Raw genomic sequence first — 14,821 nt, 5'->3', positions numbered from 1 at the left:
ATGTGACGACTGGTGAAGTATGTTATACTACACACGGTACACTGTTCGAAATGGAGGGTATCGGTGAGTAAATACACTTCTCAAAATAATCACACACAAGTCGTCCAGCTTTTTCAAGATGGGCATTACTTTTTTCATAAAGGTCTTAAAGCATATAGAGAAAGAAATTTGTCTAGGGCAAGTAAGCTAATACAGCGGGCTATCGTACTTGAGCCTGAAAATGTAGAAATGCTGTCACAGCTTGCCATTATTTATACTGAAATGGGTCATTACCAGCAATCAAACGAACTGCTTGATTTCATCCTCGAACACATCGATGAAAACATGTCTGAGTGTCACTACTTTAAAGCCAATAATTATGCCAATCTCGGACTATTTCAAGAGGCATATAAATCAGCTACTGCTTATGCCGCACTGGAAGAGAACGGGGAATTTGCGGATGAAAATGACGACCTCCTGGACCTGCTCGATATGAGCGACGAAGAGGACGAAGATTTTCCTTATGATCAGGATGACCTGATTGTGAAGCAGGATCAAGCAAACCATTTGCTTGAAAGCGGCAGACTCGATGAAGCCATTGAGATGCTGGAACAGATGATTGTTGAGTATCCAGAATTTTGGTCAGCGTATAACAATCTCGCTTTGGCCTATTTTTATTCTGGCCGAATCCATCAGGCGAAAGAAATGTTGAACCGGGTCCTTCATGAAAATCCCGGTAATCTGCATGCCCTTTGCAATCAGCTAGTCTTCTACCATTATGAAAAAGAAGAAGAGAAGGTCAACAAGTTAGCGAAGCAATTAACGCACGTGTATCCAATACTAAGTGAACAGCGTTATAAGCTTGGTGCAACATTTGCCCTTGTAGGAGAATTTGAATGGGCCTTTAAATGGCTTTATTCTTTGTACAAAACAGGTTTTCAGGGAGATAGTACATTTTTATACTGGCTTGCAAGCGCAGCCTATCATACAGGCCACAAAACGCTCGCCCAAACGGTTTGGGATAAGATGGTCGAAGAAGATATCGACGCAGATGAGATCAAGCCGTGGCAGGATAAACCTGAGGAGACTGAGCCAATGGTCTCGATTGAGGAACGTCTGACTGCGTACTATGTCAGCAAACAAAAAGGAGAACGTGACGTTCTGCAGTCTGTCCTTGATGCACGTGCAGCGAAAACGGCCTTTGAACAGCAATTCATAGAACTGCTTTTGTATGAAGATGAAATGAAAGAAAAGTCTTTTTCAGAAGATGCAGTTTTTGCAAAACAGGCGGCATCCAGTTTAGAGGAAGCCGTTCAGCCTGACAGCCATATGCCTTATTTTTGGTTATTCCATATTATTCAGCAGGCACGTGCTTCTGGTATTGATAAGAAAAATGCGCCTGCCTGGGCAGCAGCATCTTATTATCTATGGATGAATGAACAAGAAGAATCAGCTGTCAGCAAAAAAGACATTGCGTCTGCTTTTCAAATCAGTGTTCAAACACTGTCAAAATACGAACGAGAAATCTGTACGTTAATTGATTAAATAGGTAAATAGATTCAGAACATCCCAGCATGGCCGAAAAGGTCATGCTTTTTTCTTGGATAAAAAGGTGGGATTTGCAAGGAATTGGCGAAGTATGACAATCACGACATGTTTTTGAAACATAAATGTAATAAAAATATTAGCTCATTTTGTCGATGTCTCATGTATAATGAAAATCGTGGATTAAAACAAAGATAGATATTTAAATATTTTACTATACATAATGAAACACCCAGTGATGAAACAATCTGGTCAACATCTGACTGAACAATCAGGAAGAAAGACATAGAGAGCACAGATTGGTCGCAGAGAATTTGCTGCTTTCTAATGTCGCTTGGGAAATTGTCAAAGGAGGAACTATTTGTGAAAAAGTTTATTACTTTCGGTTTAGCTTCGGTGATCGGAGCGAGCGGTTTATTTATTCCATTTACACATGAAGCAAACGCACAGAACTTTGAACAAAAGAAACAAGAACTAGATAGCAAGCAATCTGAGGTAAACAAGAATCTTCAAAAGAAAAAAGAAGAGCTTTCAAAGCTTGAAGCAAAACAAGAGGCACTTGCACAAAAGCTTAAAGATATTGATGAGAAAGCTTTAAAAACAAGTGATCAAATCGAAGAAAAACAAAAAGAAAATGAAAAAACTAAAAAAGAAATCAAAGCACTGAAAAAAGAAATTGCTGATACAGAAAAACGTATTGAAGAAAGAAACGAGTTCTTGAAAAAGCGTGTACGTGCCCTTCAAGAGAGCGGCGGTTCTACGAAATACATAGATGTATTACTAGGAGCAAAAAGTTTTAGCGATTTCATCAGTCGTGCAGGTGCAGTTTCTACACTGATCAACGCAGACAGTGAAATCATTAAAGAGCAGGAAAAAGACAAAGCAGAGCTTCAAAAGTCTGAAAACGAATTAAACACAAAGCTTGAAAATGTGCAAAGCACACTTGCAAAGCTTGAAACACTTCAATCAGACTTGAATAAACAGCTTGATGAAAAAGACAAGCTATTCAAGCAAGTGAAAAAGCAAAAAGGAAGTGCTTTTTCAGAAATCAGCGAGTTAAACAGTGAGGCTAACAGCATTGCATCTGAAAAAGACGCAACAGTAGCTGCACAAAAACAAGCTGAAAAAGAAGCTAGAGAAGCAGCTCAAAAAGCAAAAGAAGAAAAAGCGCAAAGACAACAGCAGCAGCGTCAAGCTAGTGTTCAAGCGGAAGACAACAGCTCAAATAACGATAGCAGCCCGTCTTCAAGTAACAGTGGTTCATCTAATAACAACAATAACAATAACAGCAACAGCAGTTCACCAAGCAAGAAGCCATCTTCTGGCGGTGGATCACCTGTCAGCAGTAACGTAGGCGGAATTGAAGGTGCAATCAGCACAGGTTCTACTATTGTTGGACAATCTCCATATAAATGGGGCGGCGGCAGATCACAAGCCGATATTGACGCTCGTCGTTTTGACTGTTCTTCATTCGTTCGCTGGGCATTTGCATCAGCAGGCATCAACCTTGGACCAGTTGGCGGAACAACAACAGATTCGCTTGTAGGTAAAGGAAGAGCTGTAAGTGCATCTGACATGAAACGCGGAGACCTTGTGTTCTTTGATACGTATAAAGTAAATGGACACGTTGGTATTTACTTAGGAAACGGTACATTCTTGAACGATAACAGCTCTCGCGGTGTTTCAGTTGACTCAATGAGCAACGTATACTGGAAAAAAGCATTCAAAGGCGTTGTAAGAAGAGTCGTTGAATAAATCATTACTTTTTATATAACCGTAAACAGGCTTCCTTAAACAGCAGTTTAAGGAAGCTTTTTCTTTTTTTGAAGATATGAGCAAATGATTCGCTTATTCCCCGCAGATTTAATAGGATATGGATAAGGAATAAAAGCTAAGAGTGGAAATGATGCTCTCTGTCATGAATGGAAGCATCACCCAAGGGCATTCTAATAAGAAATGCGAGCAGCAATTGAAGAGGGAGTGACAGTTGTGTCAGAAGAAAAAATCTACGATACGATCATCATTGGAGCGGGTCCTGCCGGAATGACAGCCGCTGTTTATACATCACGGGGAAATCTTTCAACATTAATGATTGAAAGAGGAATTCCAGGCGGACAAATGGCGAATACGGAAGATGTCGAGAACTATCCTGGCTTTGAAAGCATTTTGGGGCCGGAACTTTCAAATAAAATGTTTGAGCATGCGAAGAAATTCGGTGCAGAGTATGCATATGGCGATATCAAAGAAATCGTGAACGGTGAAGAGTACAAAATCGTCAAAGCCGGCTCAAAAGAATACAAAGGACGCTCTGTCATTATCGCGGCAGGGGCTGAATACAAAAAAATCGGTGCACCAGGTGAAAAAGAACTTGGCGGCCGCGGCGTATCATATTGTGCAGTATGTGACGGAGCATTCTTTAAAAACAAAGAGCTTGTCGTCATTGGCGGCGGAGATTCTGCTGTAGAAGAGGGTGTGTATCTCACACGCTTTGCTTCTAAAGTAACGATTATCCATAGACGCGATAAGCTTCGTGCACAAAGCATTTTACAAGCGCGTGCCTTTGATAATGAAAAAATTGACTTCATGTGGAACAAAACCGTGAAACAGATCAATGAAGAAAACGGGAAAGTCGGCAGTGTGACATTGGTTGATACGGTGACTGGTGAAGAAGAAGAGTTTAAAACAGACGGCGCCTTTATCTATATCGGAATGCTGCCACTGTCTAAACCATTTGAAAATCTCGGCATTACAAATAAAGAAGGCTACATCGAGACAAACGAAAGAATGGAAACGAGAGTGGAAGGTATTTTCGCAGCGGGTGACATTCGTGAAAAAACACTTCGTCAAATTGTCACAGCAACAGGAGACGGAAGTATTGCAGCACAAAGCGCACAGCATTATGTAGAAGAGCTTGCTGAAAAACTCAAAGCAACGAAATAATTGGCTGTCGTAAATCCTTAATATAGCGTCATGGGCTTTTAACTGGAATGTAACACGGGTGAAATAATTTTCCGTTATGATAAAACTAGTAATTGACCCCCTTTTATAAGGAATACATGTTTGGCACGGATGTGAATCCGTGTCCTTTTTTTTGCCTAAAATCAGAAATTCACGAGATGTTCACAAATGACGCATGGAGAACCGTTAGATGCTGTAAAATAAAGAGTAGAGAAATGGCTCGTTACATCATTCAAACGAAAACCGGTCTGTTTTCGGGGAAGAACGGGCATGTTCATTGTGGGAGTCAGGTTGAACCTGTATAATAAGTTAAAGACATAAAAGAGTAGGTGACAGCTGATGCAACGAGTAACCAATTGTGTGCTGCATCACGAAGATCAAGTTCTCTTGCTGCAAAAGCCAAGACGGGGCTGGTGGGTAGCACCGGGCGGCAAAATGGAAAGCGGAGAATCGGTCAAGGATTCAGTCGTTCGAGAATATAGAGAAGAAACAGGTATTTATATTTTAAATCCGCAGCTGAAAGGTGTTTTTACCTTTATCATAAAAGAAGGCGATCAAATCGTTCAAGAGTGGATGATGTTCACCTTTATGGCAGATTCATTTACCGGAAAAAACGTAACAGAGTCAGAGGAAGGCATTTTAAAATGGCATGACGTAAAGGATGTGCCTCATTTGCCGATGGCTCCAGGAGATTCCCATATTCTTGATTTCATGCTCAAAGGAAAAGGACTTCTGCACGGCACTTTTACGTATACACCCGATTTTGAGCTGATTGCTTATCGGTTAGATCCTCAGGGAGAATAATACATGAACCGTTTTCATAAAGAAGGAGAGGAAGCAGGCATGAATACACACAAACAAGAAGATATTCAGCTTGTGATTATTACAGGAATGTCAGGTGCGGGGAAAACCGTCGCCATTCAAAGCTTTGAAGATTTAGGCTACTTTTGTGTTGATAACCTGCCGCCATCACTTTTACCGAAGTTCCTAGAGCTCATGAAGGAATCGAATTCCAAGATGAGCAAGGTCGCTCTTGTGATGGATTTGCGCGGACGCGAATTTTTTGACAGCTTAATTGCGGCATTAGATGAAATGAGTGATCTTGACTGGATCACGCCAAGGATTCTATTTTTAGATGCAAATGATAAGGTGCTTGTCTCAAGATACAAAGAAACGAGACGTTCGCACCCCCTTGCGACAACAGGTTTGCCGCTTGAAGGAATTGCAATGGAGCGCGAGCTGTTAGAGGAGTTAAAAGGCCGGTCTCAAATGATTTTTGATACATCGGATTTAAAACCAAAACAGCTGCGAGAAAAAATCGTCACGCACTTTGCCACAAACCAAGGTCAGGTGTTTACAGTAAACGTGATGTCCTTTGGCTTTAAATACGGTCTGCCGATTGATGCTGATCTTGTCTTTGACGTGAGATTCCTGCCGAATCCTTACTATATTGAGAGTATGCGTCCACAGACTGGAAACGATGAAGAAGTGCGCTCCTATGTGATGAAATGGAGTGAAACGCAAAAATTCACAGAGAAATTAATCGATCTTCTCAGCTTTATGCTTCCGTCGTATAAGAGGGAAGGAAAAAGTCAGCTTGTGATCGCCATCGGCTGTACAGGCGGGCAGCATCGATCTGTGACGCTGGCCAACTATTTATCGGAGTATTTTAAAAACGATTACTATACACATGTCACTCACCGGGACATTGAAAAGAGAAGCAGAAAATAGATGACGACACTACCAAAGGTGGTCATTCTTGGCGGTGGCACTGGCTTATCTGTTTTGCTCAGAGGGCTAAAAACGAAGCCAGTGGACATTACCGCTATAGTAACGGTTGCTGACGACGGAGGCAGCTCAGGCAGACTGCGGCATGATTTGAATATTCCCCCTCCAGGTGATATTCGAAATGTCCTTGCAGCTCTCTCTGATGTTGAACCGCTTGTAGAAGATTTATTTCAGCACCGTTTTAACAAAGGGAATGACTTAACAGGCCACTCACTCGGCAACCTCATTCTTGCGGCCATGACAAATATAACCGGTGATTTTTTTCATGCCGTCACTGAAATGAGCAAGGTTTTAAATGTGAGAGGAAAAGTATTGCCAGCAGCAAATTCAAGTGTTGTTCTTCATGCGGAATTAGAAAATGGGCAAATGGTGACAGGAGAATCGAAAATTCCCACCTATGGTGAGCGAATTAAACGAGTGTTCCTCACACCCGATACGATTGAACCGCTGCCAGAATCTATTCAAGTCATTCGTGAGGCGGATTTGATCGTCATTGGGCCTGGCAGTCTGTATACGAGTATTTTGCCAAACTTGCTTGTCCCGCATATTGGAGAAGAAGTGATTCGCTCAAAGGCGAAAAAAGTGTATATTTGCAATGTCATGACGCAGCCGGGGGAAACGCTTTCCTACAGTGCAGCTGATCATGTTCAGGCATTAAATGATCATATGGATCGTCCATTTATCGATACGATTTTTGTGAACAATAAAGAAATTCCAGAAGAAATCAAAGCAAAATATGCAGAAGAACAGGCACAGCCTGTCCAATTCGACACAGATGCACTGAAAGCAATGGGACTAGAAGTGATTCCTGGAGAAATCATTACATACGACCAGCATGTCATTCGTCATGACACGCTAAAAGTAGCCTCGCTGCTTGTCGATCTGCTGCATCAGAAAAAATAGGAATGGGGGTGGCAAGGATGTCATTTGCATCCGAAACAAAAAAAGAGCTGACTAATCTGGACGTGAAGGACTGCTGCACAAAAGCAGAGCTTTCTGCCCTCATCCGTATGAACGGTTCATTATCTTTCTCTAATCGAAAATTGATTTTAGATATACAGACAGAGAACGCAGCCATTGCAAGACGTATTTATACGCTGCTTAAAAAGAAATACGATGTGACAGTCGAGCTGCTCGTCCGTAAAAAAATGAGATTGAAAAAGAATAACGTGTATATTGTCAGACTGGTAGAACGAGCGAAAACCATTTTAGAGGATTTAAAAATATTAGGTGAGCAATTTGTATTTGAGCGCAATATTTCAGAAGAGCTCGTGAAGAAAAGATGCTGCAAGCGCTCCTATATGAGAGGTGCTTTTTTAGCAGGCGGTTCTGTGAATAACCCAGAAACGTCCTCCTATCACCTTGAGATTTTTTCACTATATAAAGAACATAATGATGCCCTTTGTGAGCTGATGAATCAATTTCATCTCAATAGTAAAACACTTGAGCGCAAAAAAGGGTACATTACGTACATGAAGGAAGCAGAAAAAATCACGGAATTTTTAAGTGTTGTGGGCGCTCATAACTCACTGCTTCGCTTTGAAGATGTGCGAATCGTCCGAGACATGAGGAACTCCGTCAACCGGCTCGTCAATTGTGAAACAGCAAACTTGAATAAAACGATTGGTGCATCACTGCGTCAGGTCGAGAACATTCAATTTATTGATGAAAAAATTGGACTTGATGCCCTGCCGGAAAAGCTTCGTGAAATTGCTAAACTGCGAGTCGACTATCAAGAGGTCACGCTGAAGGAACTTGGAGAAATGGTGGAAAGCGGCAAGATCAGCAAGTCAGGGATTAACCACCGTTTAAGAAAGCTAGATCAAATCGCAGAACAATTACGAAACGGACAAGCTGTTACACTCAAATAGGAGAATGAAAAAGGGAGGCAGATCATATGGTGGAAAAAACGGTCACCATCCAGCTGAAAACAGGCTTGCAGGCACGTCCAGCTGCTTTGTTCGTACAAGAGGCTAATCGCTTTGGAGCTGATATTTTTCTAGAGAAAGATGGGAAAAAAGTCAATGCGAAAAGCATTATGGGTCTCATGAGTCTAGCGATCAGCTCTGGGGTTACTGTCACACTGATTGCAGATGGTGCGGACGAACAAGAAGCCATTGAGGCGTTAACAGATTTTATCAATCAAGAAAACTGAGTCTCTTCAAAGGCTCAGTTTTTTAGGAGGGAATGTCATGATTCAATCAGCTTTTTTACAGAAGATCGGATATGAAGGCCAGTCGATCACCTTTAATGACTTACCTGTATTATTAAAAAAAATGGCCTATACCTTTCCATTTGAAAATAGATCTGTTCTGAACAAACAATCCTACGCTTTGAATCAAGAAGGGTTGAAGCAGCATCTTCTTGAAGAAAACAGAGGAGGTCTTTGTTACGATCTCAATCCTCTCTTATACTATGTGTTAAAAGAGGCTGGGCTCTCTGTACAGCTTCTTCAAGGGACAGTGTATATCAAAGAAGCGGACACGTGGGCCATTGATGGCACGCATGTAGCCATTATGTTGAAGCATCATAACGAACGCTTTCTCATTGATGGGGGATTTGGTGTGAATTTACCTCTTCAGCCTGTGCCTTTTACAGAAGATTGGGTGGAAGGAGCGTCTATTCGGTTTCGCGTCAAAGCAGAGAAAACCGAAAAGGGGACACATCTACTCCAATTAGATAGGGGAGATGGTGCTGAAACAGGCTATGCTTTCACATTGAACGAGGTGGACGAGGCTGCATTGGTCCAATTGAGACACGAGATTTATGAAAATGAATCCTCTACTTTTAACAAAAGACCGCTCGCGTCAAAGCTCACGCCAACAGGACGTGTGGTCGTTACTGAGGATCATGTCACCACACATGAACATGAAGAAGTGTCAAAAAAGCCGCTTCCAGTTCCTTTTGAGGATTACGTGAAAAAGCTTATACCGTAAACCATACTAAAAGACAGCCCCAGATGAAACAGGGCTGTCTTTTTTATTGATTATCGAATACGTGTGAAAGTCGCATAATGGTCTGTTGTTTTGTAAATGAGCCAGTCGCTTGAATACACAAGACGGTCAGCATTGCGGAAGCCTGAAACGTAGTTGATGTCTGCCTCACGCCATGTGCGGCCGCTTGCTGAAGGAAGACGTCCTTCCCGGTTTGAGAAAATATCTCCACCGATGCTTTTACCTGGCGCCACTTCTGCTAGATTTCCCTTAGATGCCACCCATCCGAGAGCACTTGCTTGTGATTTCGTAATGTAGTTATCAGGCAGTCGTTTGTAGCGAATTAAATAATCTGCTACACCATCAAACGTATTAATGACGGCAAGGGTACGTACATCTGGCGTGAGCTGAATAGAAGCATTTTCAGTTGTGGCTGTTGGTGTAAGAGGTGTTTCTGCATGAACTTGCTGCGGGATAAATCCAGAAAACAGAATAGCAGCGATCAGAGCGAACATAGTCAAAACTGAACTCAATCTTTTCATCTTCATCCTCCTATTAAGGAAATCCGATGCCGTCCTCTTGATGCTTGTCTACCTCATATTATAGCACCCGAACATGAAGGAAATGTAAAGAATCAGGATCTTTGCTAAAATGAGACTTTTCTCCTGAATCCTCTTAAAGAAATAAATAAAAAGACGCAGTTCAGTTCCCTGCGTCTTATTTGATCAAGAGGAAGCAAGCTCCTTCACAACATCAACAGGCGCCTTCCCATCTATTCCATGAATCACATTATGAATGGCTCGTTTCAGCATTAGATCCCTTGTTGTTTCAGTAGCGGAACCGATGTGAGGGGCTAGGGTGACATTGTTCATCTCTTTGAAAGGATGATCCTCTTGAAGCGGTTCCTGCTCATACACATCAAGACCAGCGCCTTTGATCCATCCCTTCTGAAGTGCTTGAATGAGGCTTTTTTCATCCACTGTTTTCCCGCGGGAAATGTTTACAAATAAAGCCGTTTGCTTCATTAACTTCAATTCTCGTTCCCCAATCATATGATACGTTTCCTCGGTCAGCGGTGTAATCAACACAATGATATCAGCTTGTTTTAAAAGATCATCAAGTGCACAATAGACAGCGCCATACGCCGATTCAGCCTTTTCATTCCGGCTTCGGTTATGATAAAGAACATTCATATCAAAACCATGTGCTGCCCGTTTGGCAACTTGTTCTCCAATACGTCCCATGCCAATAATACCGAGCGTTTGGTGATGTACATCGATGCCAAAGATCTCTTCTTCCTGTACGAATTTTGTCCATTTTCCTTCACGGATAAAACGATCAAGCTCGGCGATTCTTCGCGCAGAGGAGAGAATGAGCGAAAAGGCAAGGTCAGCCACGGTATGATCGAGCGTATAAGGGGTGTGCGTACCAATCACGCCTCTTTGCCTCATCGCTTCTATATCGAAATTGTCATAGCCGACAGAGTTATTACTCACTACCTTGAGTTTTGGTGCGTGATCTAACAGCTCTTGATCGATTTTCGTTCCAGACGTTAAAAGACCATCAGCGTGCTGCAGCTTTTCAAACAAAATGTCTCTTGGAATAGGGTCTTTGGATTGCCAAACCTCGTATGTACAATGTTCCTTTAGCATTTCCTCAAAAGAAGCAGGTAAGGGTTTGGCGACAAAAATGTGTGGTGTCACAGTCAATTCGCTCCTTTCACATGGTCATCTTACTCCTTTTATTATAAAGCAACCATTTCGGCAGAACACGTTTGAATGTTAGCAGCTCAATATTTAATATACTAAAATAACGGTAAAGAAAGACATTTTCTTAATGAAAAAGTAGATTCATATGCCATCTGATGCATTTTTTATCTATATAAAAATAAGCGGATAGTAGAGTATACATGTGAATTTGCAAGATTTTACGAGAGATTATCTGACAAACCGGAAAATAGATCGAGACTTTTTGATAGAAAATTTATTATATTTGAAATGTATTAAACGGGATGGTCATTTTCTACTAAACCATTTTATTGTCTTTTAGTGTGATGAGAATAATAGATTGAAAACAAACCCGCGAATCCGCTGGGATGCAGCGTAAAATAGAGAAAATAATGATATTTCTTCTCATCGTTTTCTCATTTTTTTCTTTTTTTTCTATCATTTTTCTTCTCTATTCTTGAGAACACGAGAAGGAAAAGGGGGACAGGCACGAGCTTACGTTACTTAAAAAGATGGGAGATGGCAAAATGGGATCAAAATTAGAACAGATTCTTCAGCACAATTCAGAGTTTGTGAATCAGAGACATTATGAGCCTTACAAAGCGGGGAAATTTCCTGAGAAAAAACTGGTCATTTTAACGTGCATGGATACCCGTCTTTTGGAATTATTGCCGCAATCTATGGGACTGCGCAATGGGGATGCAAAGATCATTAAGAATGCGGGCGCCATCGTGACACATCCGTTCGGCAGTGTGATGCGGAGTATCCTGCTAGCTATCTATGAGCTAAAGGCAGAGGAAGTATGCATTGTAGGTCATCATGAATGCGGAATGGCAGGTCTTGCGGCGGATCCTTTACTTGAAAAGGCGAAAGCACGTGGAATCGAAGAGAAATGCTTAAGCATTGTAAAAAACTCAGGAGTCGATTTAAAGGGCTGGCTGACAGGCTTTGATTCAGTTGAAGAGAGCGTGGCCCAAAGTGTGAAATTAGTGAAAGAGCATCCACTGATGCCAAGTGATGTGGCTGTTCATGGACTGGTGATTCATCCAGCAACAGGAAAGCTGGATGTCGTTGTGAAAGATAAACTGATTGACCCGCAGTATACCTAAATCATCTACACATACTTAAAGGAGGCCAACACATACCATGCGTTTTTATGGAAGATTTGAAGGGTACAATTCATCAAAGTTTAGACGCGATTTAATCGCTGGGCTTGTCGTGGGGGTTGTGGCAATTCCTTTAGGCATGGCATTTGCCATTGCATCTGGTGTCGGACCAGAATATGGATTATACACAGTCATCGTTGCCGGCATTTTGATTTCATTGTTTGGTGGTTCAAAGTATCAGATCGGCGGGCCGACTGGGGCGTTTGTTCCAATTTTATTCGGGATCGTCAGCCAGTACGGAATTGAAAACTTGCTTATTGCCGGTTTTATGGCAGGCTGTATGCTTGTATTATTCGGAATATTCAAACTAGGAAAGCTCATGAAGTTTATTCCTCGTCCGGTTATCATCGGTTTTACTGCTGGCATTGCTGTCATTATTTTTTCAGGACAGATTGCCAACTTCCTCGGATTAAAGGGTGTTGAAAAACATGAAAGCTTTTTCCTCAATATGAGAGAAATCGTGGTCCATCTCGGTACCACAAACAGTCTCGCCATCATCACAGCCGTCACCGGGCTCATTGTGATTTTGGCGGCACAAAAATACATTCCCAAAATACCTGGTGCTCTATTAGGTCTATTGGCTTCTACGTTTCTCGCCGTTCTCTTCTTTCAAGGACAAGTTGAAACGATTGGCTCTGCATATGGTGAAATCCCTCGTCAGCTGCCAACCTTCGCTTTTCCTGAATTGACGATTGAAAAAATGATATACCTCCTGCCTCCAGCAATTATCATTGCACTTTTAGGCGGCGTGGAATCGATTTTGTCCGCAATGGTTGCTGATAATATGAAAGGCTCTAAGCATGACAGCAATAAAGAGCTTGTTGGGCAAGGAATTGCCAATATGGCGGCACCGCTTTTCGGAGGAATTCCAGCGACGGGCGCTATTGCCCGCACGGCAACGAACATAAAAAATGGCGGAGCAAGTCCGATTTCTGGTGTTGTGCATGGCGTTGTCGTTTTGTTAATTTTAATGGTATTTGCGCCATATGCGTCAATGATTCCACTTGCTGCAATGGCACCCATTTTAATGTTTGTTGCTTGGAATATGAGTGAGAGAAAAGAATTTATCAATATTGTGAAAGTGAAAAATGCCGATTCGCTTGTACTTGTCGTGACCTTCCTGCTCACAGTGATCGGTGATTTGATTATTGGCGTCACCGCTGGTCTCATTTTAGCGTTTATCGCTTTTATCAAAAAAATGAGCCAGACGACCAATATCCATACAAATGTCGCTGTTCCTCAGATGGAAACAGCAGCTGCTTTAGAAAAACAGGTAGACGAGAAAGGGATCAGTATGTATTCCATCGAAGGGCCGCTCTTTTTCGGAACAACAGATTCATTGGAAAATTCGATTTTGGACCATGTTCAAACAAAACCGAAAACACTCATTCTGCTTATGAATAAAGTCAATTATATGGACACATCGGCAGAAGCGGTTCTCATGAATATCTCCAATCGGTTAAAGCATCATAATGGAAAGCTGATGATCGTTGGGCTTCAATCACAGCCTAAGGAGCTTTTGCATCGAACAGGTCTTTTCCATCATATCGGAAAGCAGCATTTCTTTGAACGAACAGATGACATCTCACCACAGCATCTTTAAGGCTTAGAAAAACACGTGACAGCTGGTCACGTGTTTTTTACTGACTCTTTTTCTCCAGAAAAACGTTTTGTGAGTTTCTGTTGATGAGCGCTGAAGACCTCTTCTACTGTGACGTCATAGAGATCCGCTAAAATGAGGAGGTTTGCTAAGACATCTCCCATTTCTTCAATGAGTTCTTTCTTCAGCTCAGATGATTCCTGTTTCTGCTCATCAGGCCGGTCTCGTCCAATTTCTATTGTTCTAACAGCACGAGCGAGTTCTCCCGTTTCTTCCATTAAGAAGCCTAACCGGATAAACGGTCCATATTCTGTCCAATTTCTCATTTGATAAAAATCCTTGATCCACTTCTCCATTTCAGTTATTTGCATTCTCTCTATACAGCTCCTTATATGGTGTTCACTCTTTTGATTTTACACTATATATAGAAGAAACGGCTGTTTTTTTACAAATCATTATAGTAGAATGAGTGAAGAAATCATAGAGAGAGATGGAGCTGTTTTGATGAAAACGATTTGTGTGTTTGCTGGTTCAAATCCAGGTGTAAACGATGTCTACAAACAAAAGGCTGTAGAGCTGGGGGCTTATATGGCGAAGCAGGGCATTCGTCTTGTTTACGGCGGATCGCGTATTGGGTTAATGGGCGCGATTGCCGATGAGGTCATGAGACATGGCGGACAAGTGATCGGTGTCATGCCTAAGGGGCTTTTTAGAGGAGAAGTCGTGCATCAAGAGCTGACAGAGTTAATTGAGGTAACAGGCATGCATGAACGAAAAGCGAAAATGAGCGAGCTGGCCGATGGGTTTATTGCGATGCCAGGTGGCTTTGGTACATATGAAGAATTATTTGAGGTGCTGTGCTGGGCACAAATCGGCATCCATCAAAAGCCGATTGGATTGTATCAAGTGAATGACTATTTCAACCCGCTTATGGACATGGTGAAGTTTAGTGTACAGGAAGGCTTTTCAAATGAATCACACCTTCAATTGTTACATGCTTCGAGCGAACCGGAGGAATTAATCACGCAGATGGCTTCTTATCAAACACCGTCTCTTCAGCAGAAATGGACGGAGCTGTCTTAAAGTATGTTTAAATGACAAAAAACCGTCTGTTCAAGGAACAGA

General features: G+C 41.9%; 14 protein-coding genes and 1 pseudogene. 12 read left to right on the top strand and 3 right to left on the bottom strand.

The genetic code is table 11. The annotated features are described in order from the left end of the window. Positions 1 to 63: 63 nt before the first annotated feature. The 9 genes from AC20OE_RS01710 to AC20OE_RS01670 all read left to right on the top strand — a co-directional run bounded on the left by AC20OE_RS01710 (position 64) and on the right by AC20OE_RS01670 (position 9,206). Positions 64 to 1,524, top strand: coding sequence for a tetratricopeptide repeat protein (locus tag AC20OE_RS01710; RefSeq protein WP_144490035.1), 1,461 nt, complete (start codon positions 64 to 66; stop codon positions 1,522 to 1,524). 363 nt (positions 1,525 to 1,887) lie between these two features. Continuing rightward, the gene (locus AC20OE_RS01705; RefSeq protein ID WP_487268163.1) at positions 1,888 to 3,279 is read left to right on the top strand and encodes a C40 family peptidase; all 1,392 of its coding nucleotides are present in this window, start codon (positions 1,888 to 1,890) and stop codon (positions 3,277 to 3,279) included. A 234-nt stretch (positions 3,280 to 3,513) separates the two neighbouring features. Next, positions 3,514 to 4,464, top strand: coding sequence for a thioredoxin-disulfide reductase (gene trxB, locus AC20OE_RS01700; RefSeq protein WP_039183330.1), 951 nt, complete (start codon positions 3,514 to 3,516; stop codon positions 4,462 to 4,464). 357 nt (positions 4,465 to 4,821) lie between these two features. After that, positions 4,822 to 5,286: an 8-oxo-dGTP diphosphatase gene (locus tag AC20OE_RS01695; RefSeq protein ID WP_024423553.1), complete on the top strand. Its 465-nt coding sequence runs from the start codon at positions 4,822 to 4,824 to the stop codon at positions 5,284 to 5,286. A gap of 39 nt (positions 5,287 to 5,325) precedes the next feature. Continuing rightward, positions 5,326 to 6,213, top strand: coding sequence for an RNase adapter RapZ (rapZ, locus tag AC20OE_RS01690; RefSeq protein ID WP_039183329.1), 888 nt, complete (start codon positions 5,326 to 5,328; stop codon positions 6,211 to 6,213). Continuing rightward, positions 6,214 to 7,173: a gluconeogenesis factor YvcK family protein gene (locus tag AC20OE_RS01685; RefSeq protein WP_034281026.1), complete on the top strand. Its 960-nt coding sequence runs from the start codon at positions 6,214 to 6,216 to the stop codon at positions 7,171 to 7,173. It abuts the gene before it with no gap. A 17-nt stretch (positions 7,174 to 7,190) separates the two neighbouring features. Further along, positions 7,191 to 8,141, top strand: a complete 951-nt coding sequence (gene whiA, locus AC20OE_RS01680; protein ID WP_024423550.1) for a DNA-binding protein WhiA — start codon at positions 7,191 to 7,193, stop codon at positions 8,139 to 8,141. A 26-nt stretch (positions 8,142 to 8,167) separates the two neighbouring features. Next, the gene (locus AC20OE_RS01675; protein ID WP_024423549.1) at positions 8,168 to 8,425 is read left to right on the top strand and encodes an HPr family phosphocarrier protein; all 258 of its coding nucleotides are present in this window, start codon (positions 8,168 to 8,170) and stop codon (positions 8,423 to 8,425) included. A gap of 37 nt (positions 8,426 to 8,462) precedes the next feature. After that, complete coding sequence (locus AC20OE_RS01670; protein WP_064498003.1) at positions 8,463 to 9,206, top strand: arylamine N-acetyltransferase family protein; 744 nt, start codon at positions 8,463 to 8,465, stop codon at positions 9,204 to 9,206. A gap of 50 nt (positions 9,207 to 9,256) precedes the next feature. Here the strand turns inward: AC20OE_RS01670 and AC20OE_RS01665 are convergent. Then, positions 9,257 to 9,583 (bottom strand): annotated as a pseudogene (locus AC20OE_RS01665) (ribonuclease); the annotation flags it as partial. Between the two features lie 345 nt (positions 9,584 to 9,928). Then, complete coding sequence (locus AC20OE_RS01660; RefSeq protein ID WP_064498004.1) at positions 9,929 to 10,906, bottom strand: 2-hydroxyacid dehydrogenase; 978 nt, start codon at positions 10,904 to 10,906, stop codon at positions 9,929 to 9,931. Between the two features lie 551 nt (positions 10,907 to 11,457). Between AC20OE_RS01660 and AC20OE_RS01655 the strand changes: the two genes are divergently transcribed. Then, a complete protein-coding gene (locus AC20OE_RS01655) occupies positions 11,458 to 12,039 on the top strand; it encodes a beta-class carbonic anhydrase (RefSeq protein ID WP_064498141.1) in 582 nt (193 codons plus the stop codon). A gap of 37 nt (positions 12,040 to 12,076) precedes the next feature. After that, complete coding sequence (locus tag AC20OE_RS01650; protein ID WP_047203861.1) at positions 12,077 to 13,699, top strand: SulP family inorganic anion transporter; 1,623 nt, start codon at positions 12,077 to 12,079, stop codon at positions 13,697 to 13,699. 26 nt (positions 13,700 to 13,725) lie between these two features. Here the strand turns inward: AC20OE_RS01650 and AC20OE_RS01645 are convergent, their stop codons facing one another. Further along, positions 13,726 to 14,067, bottom strand: coding sequence for a MazG nucleotide pyrophosphohydrolase domain-containing protein (locus AC20OE_RS01645; protein WP_064498005.1), 342 nt, complete (start codon positions 14,065 to 14,067; stop codon positions 13,726 to 13,728). A gap of 133 nt (positions 14,068 to 14,200) precedes the next feature. Here AC20OE_RS01645 and AC20OE_RS01640 point away from each other — a divergent pair, with 133 nt between their 5' ends. Next, the gene (locus AC20OE_RS01640; RefSeq protein WP_041088147.1) at positions 14,201 to 14,779 is read left to right on the top strand and encodes an LOG family protein; all 579 of its coding nucleotides are present in this window, start codon (positions 14,201 to 14,203) and stop codon (positions 14,777 to 14,779) included. Positions 14,780 to 14,821 lie beyond the last annotated feature (42 nt).

This window comes from Bacillus sp. SRI_025, assembly GCF_057592095.1.
The sequence above is the reverse complement of the archived record's forward strand: the minus strand, read 5'-3'. Positions and strand labels throughout refer to the sequence as shown.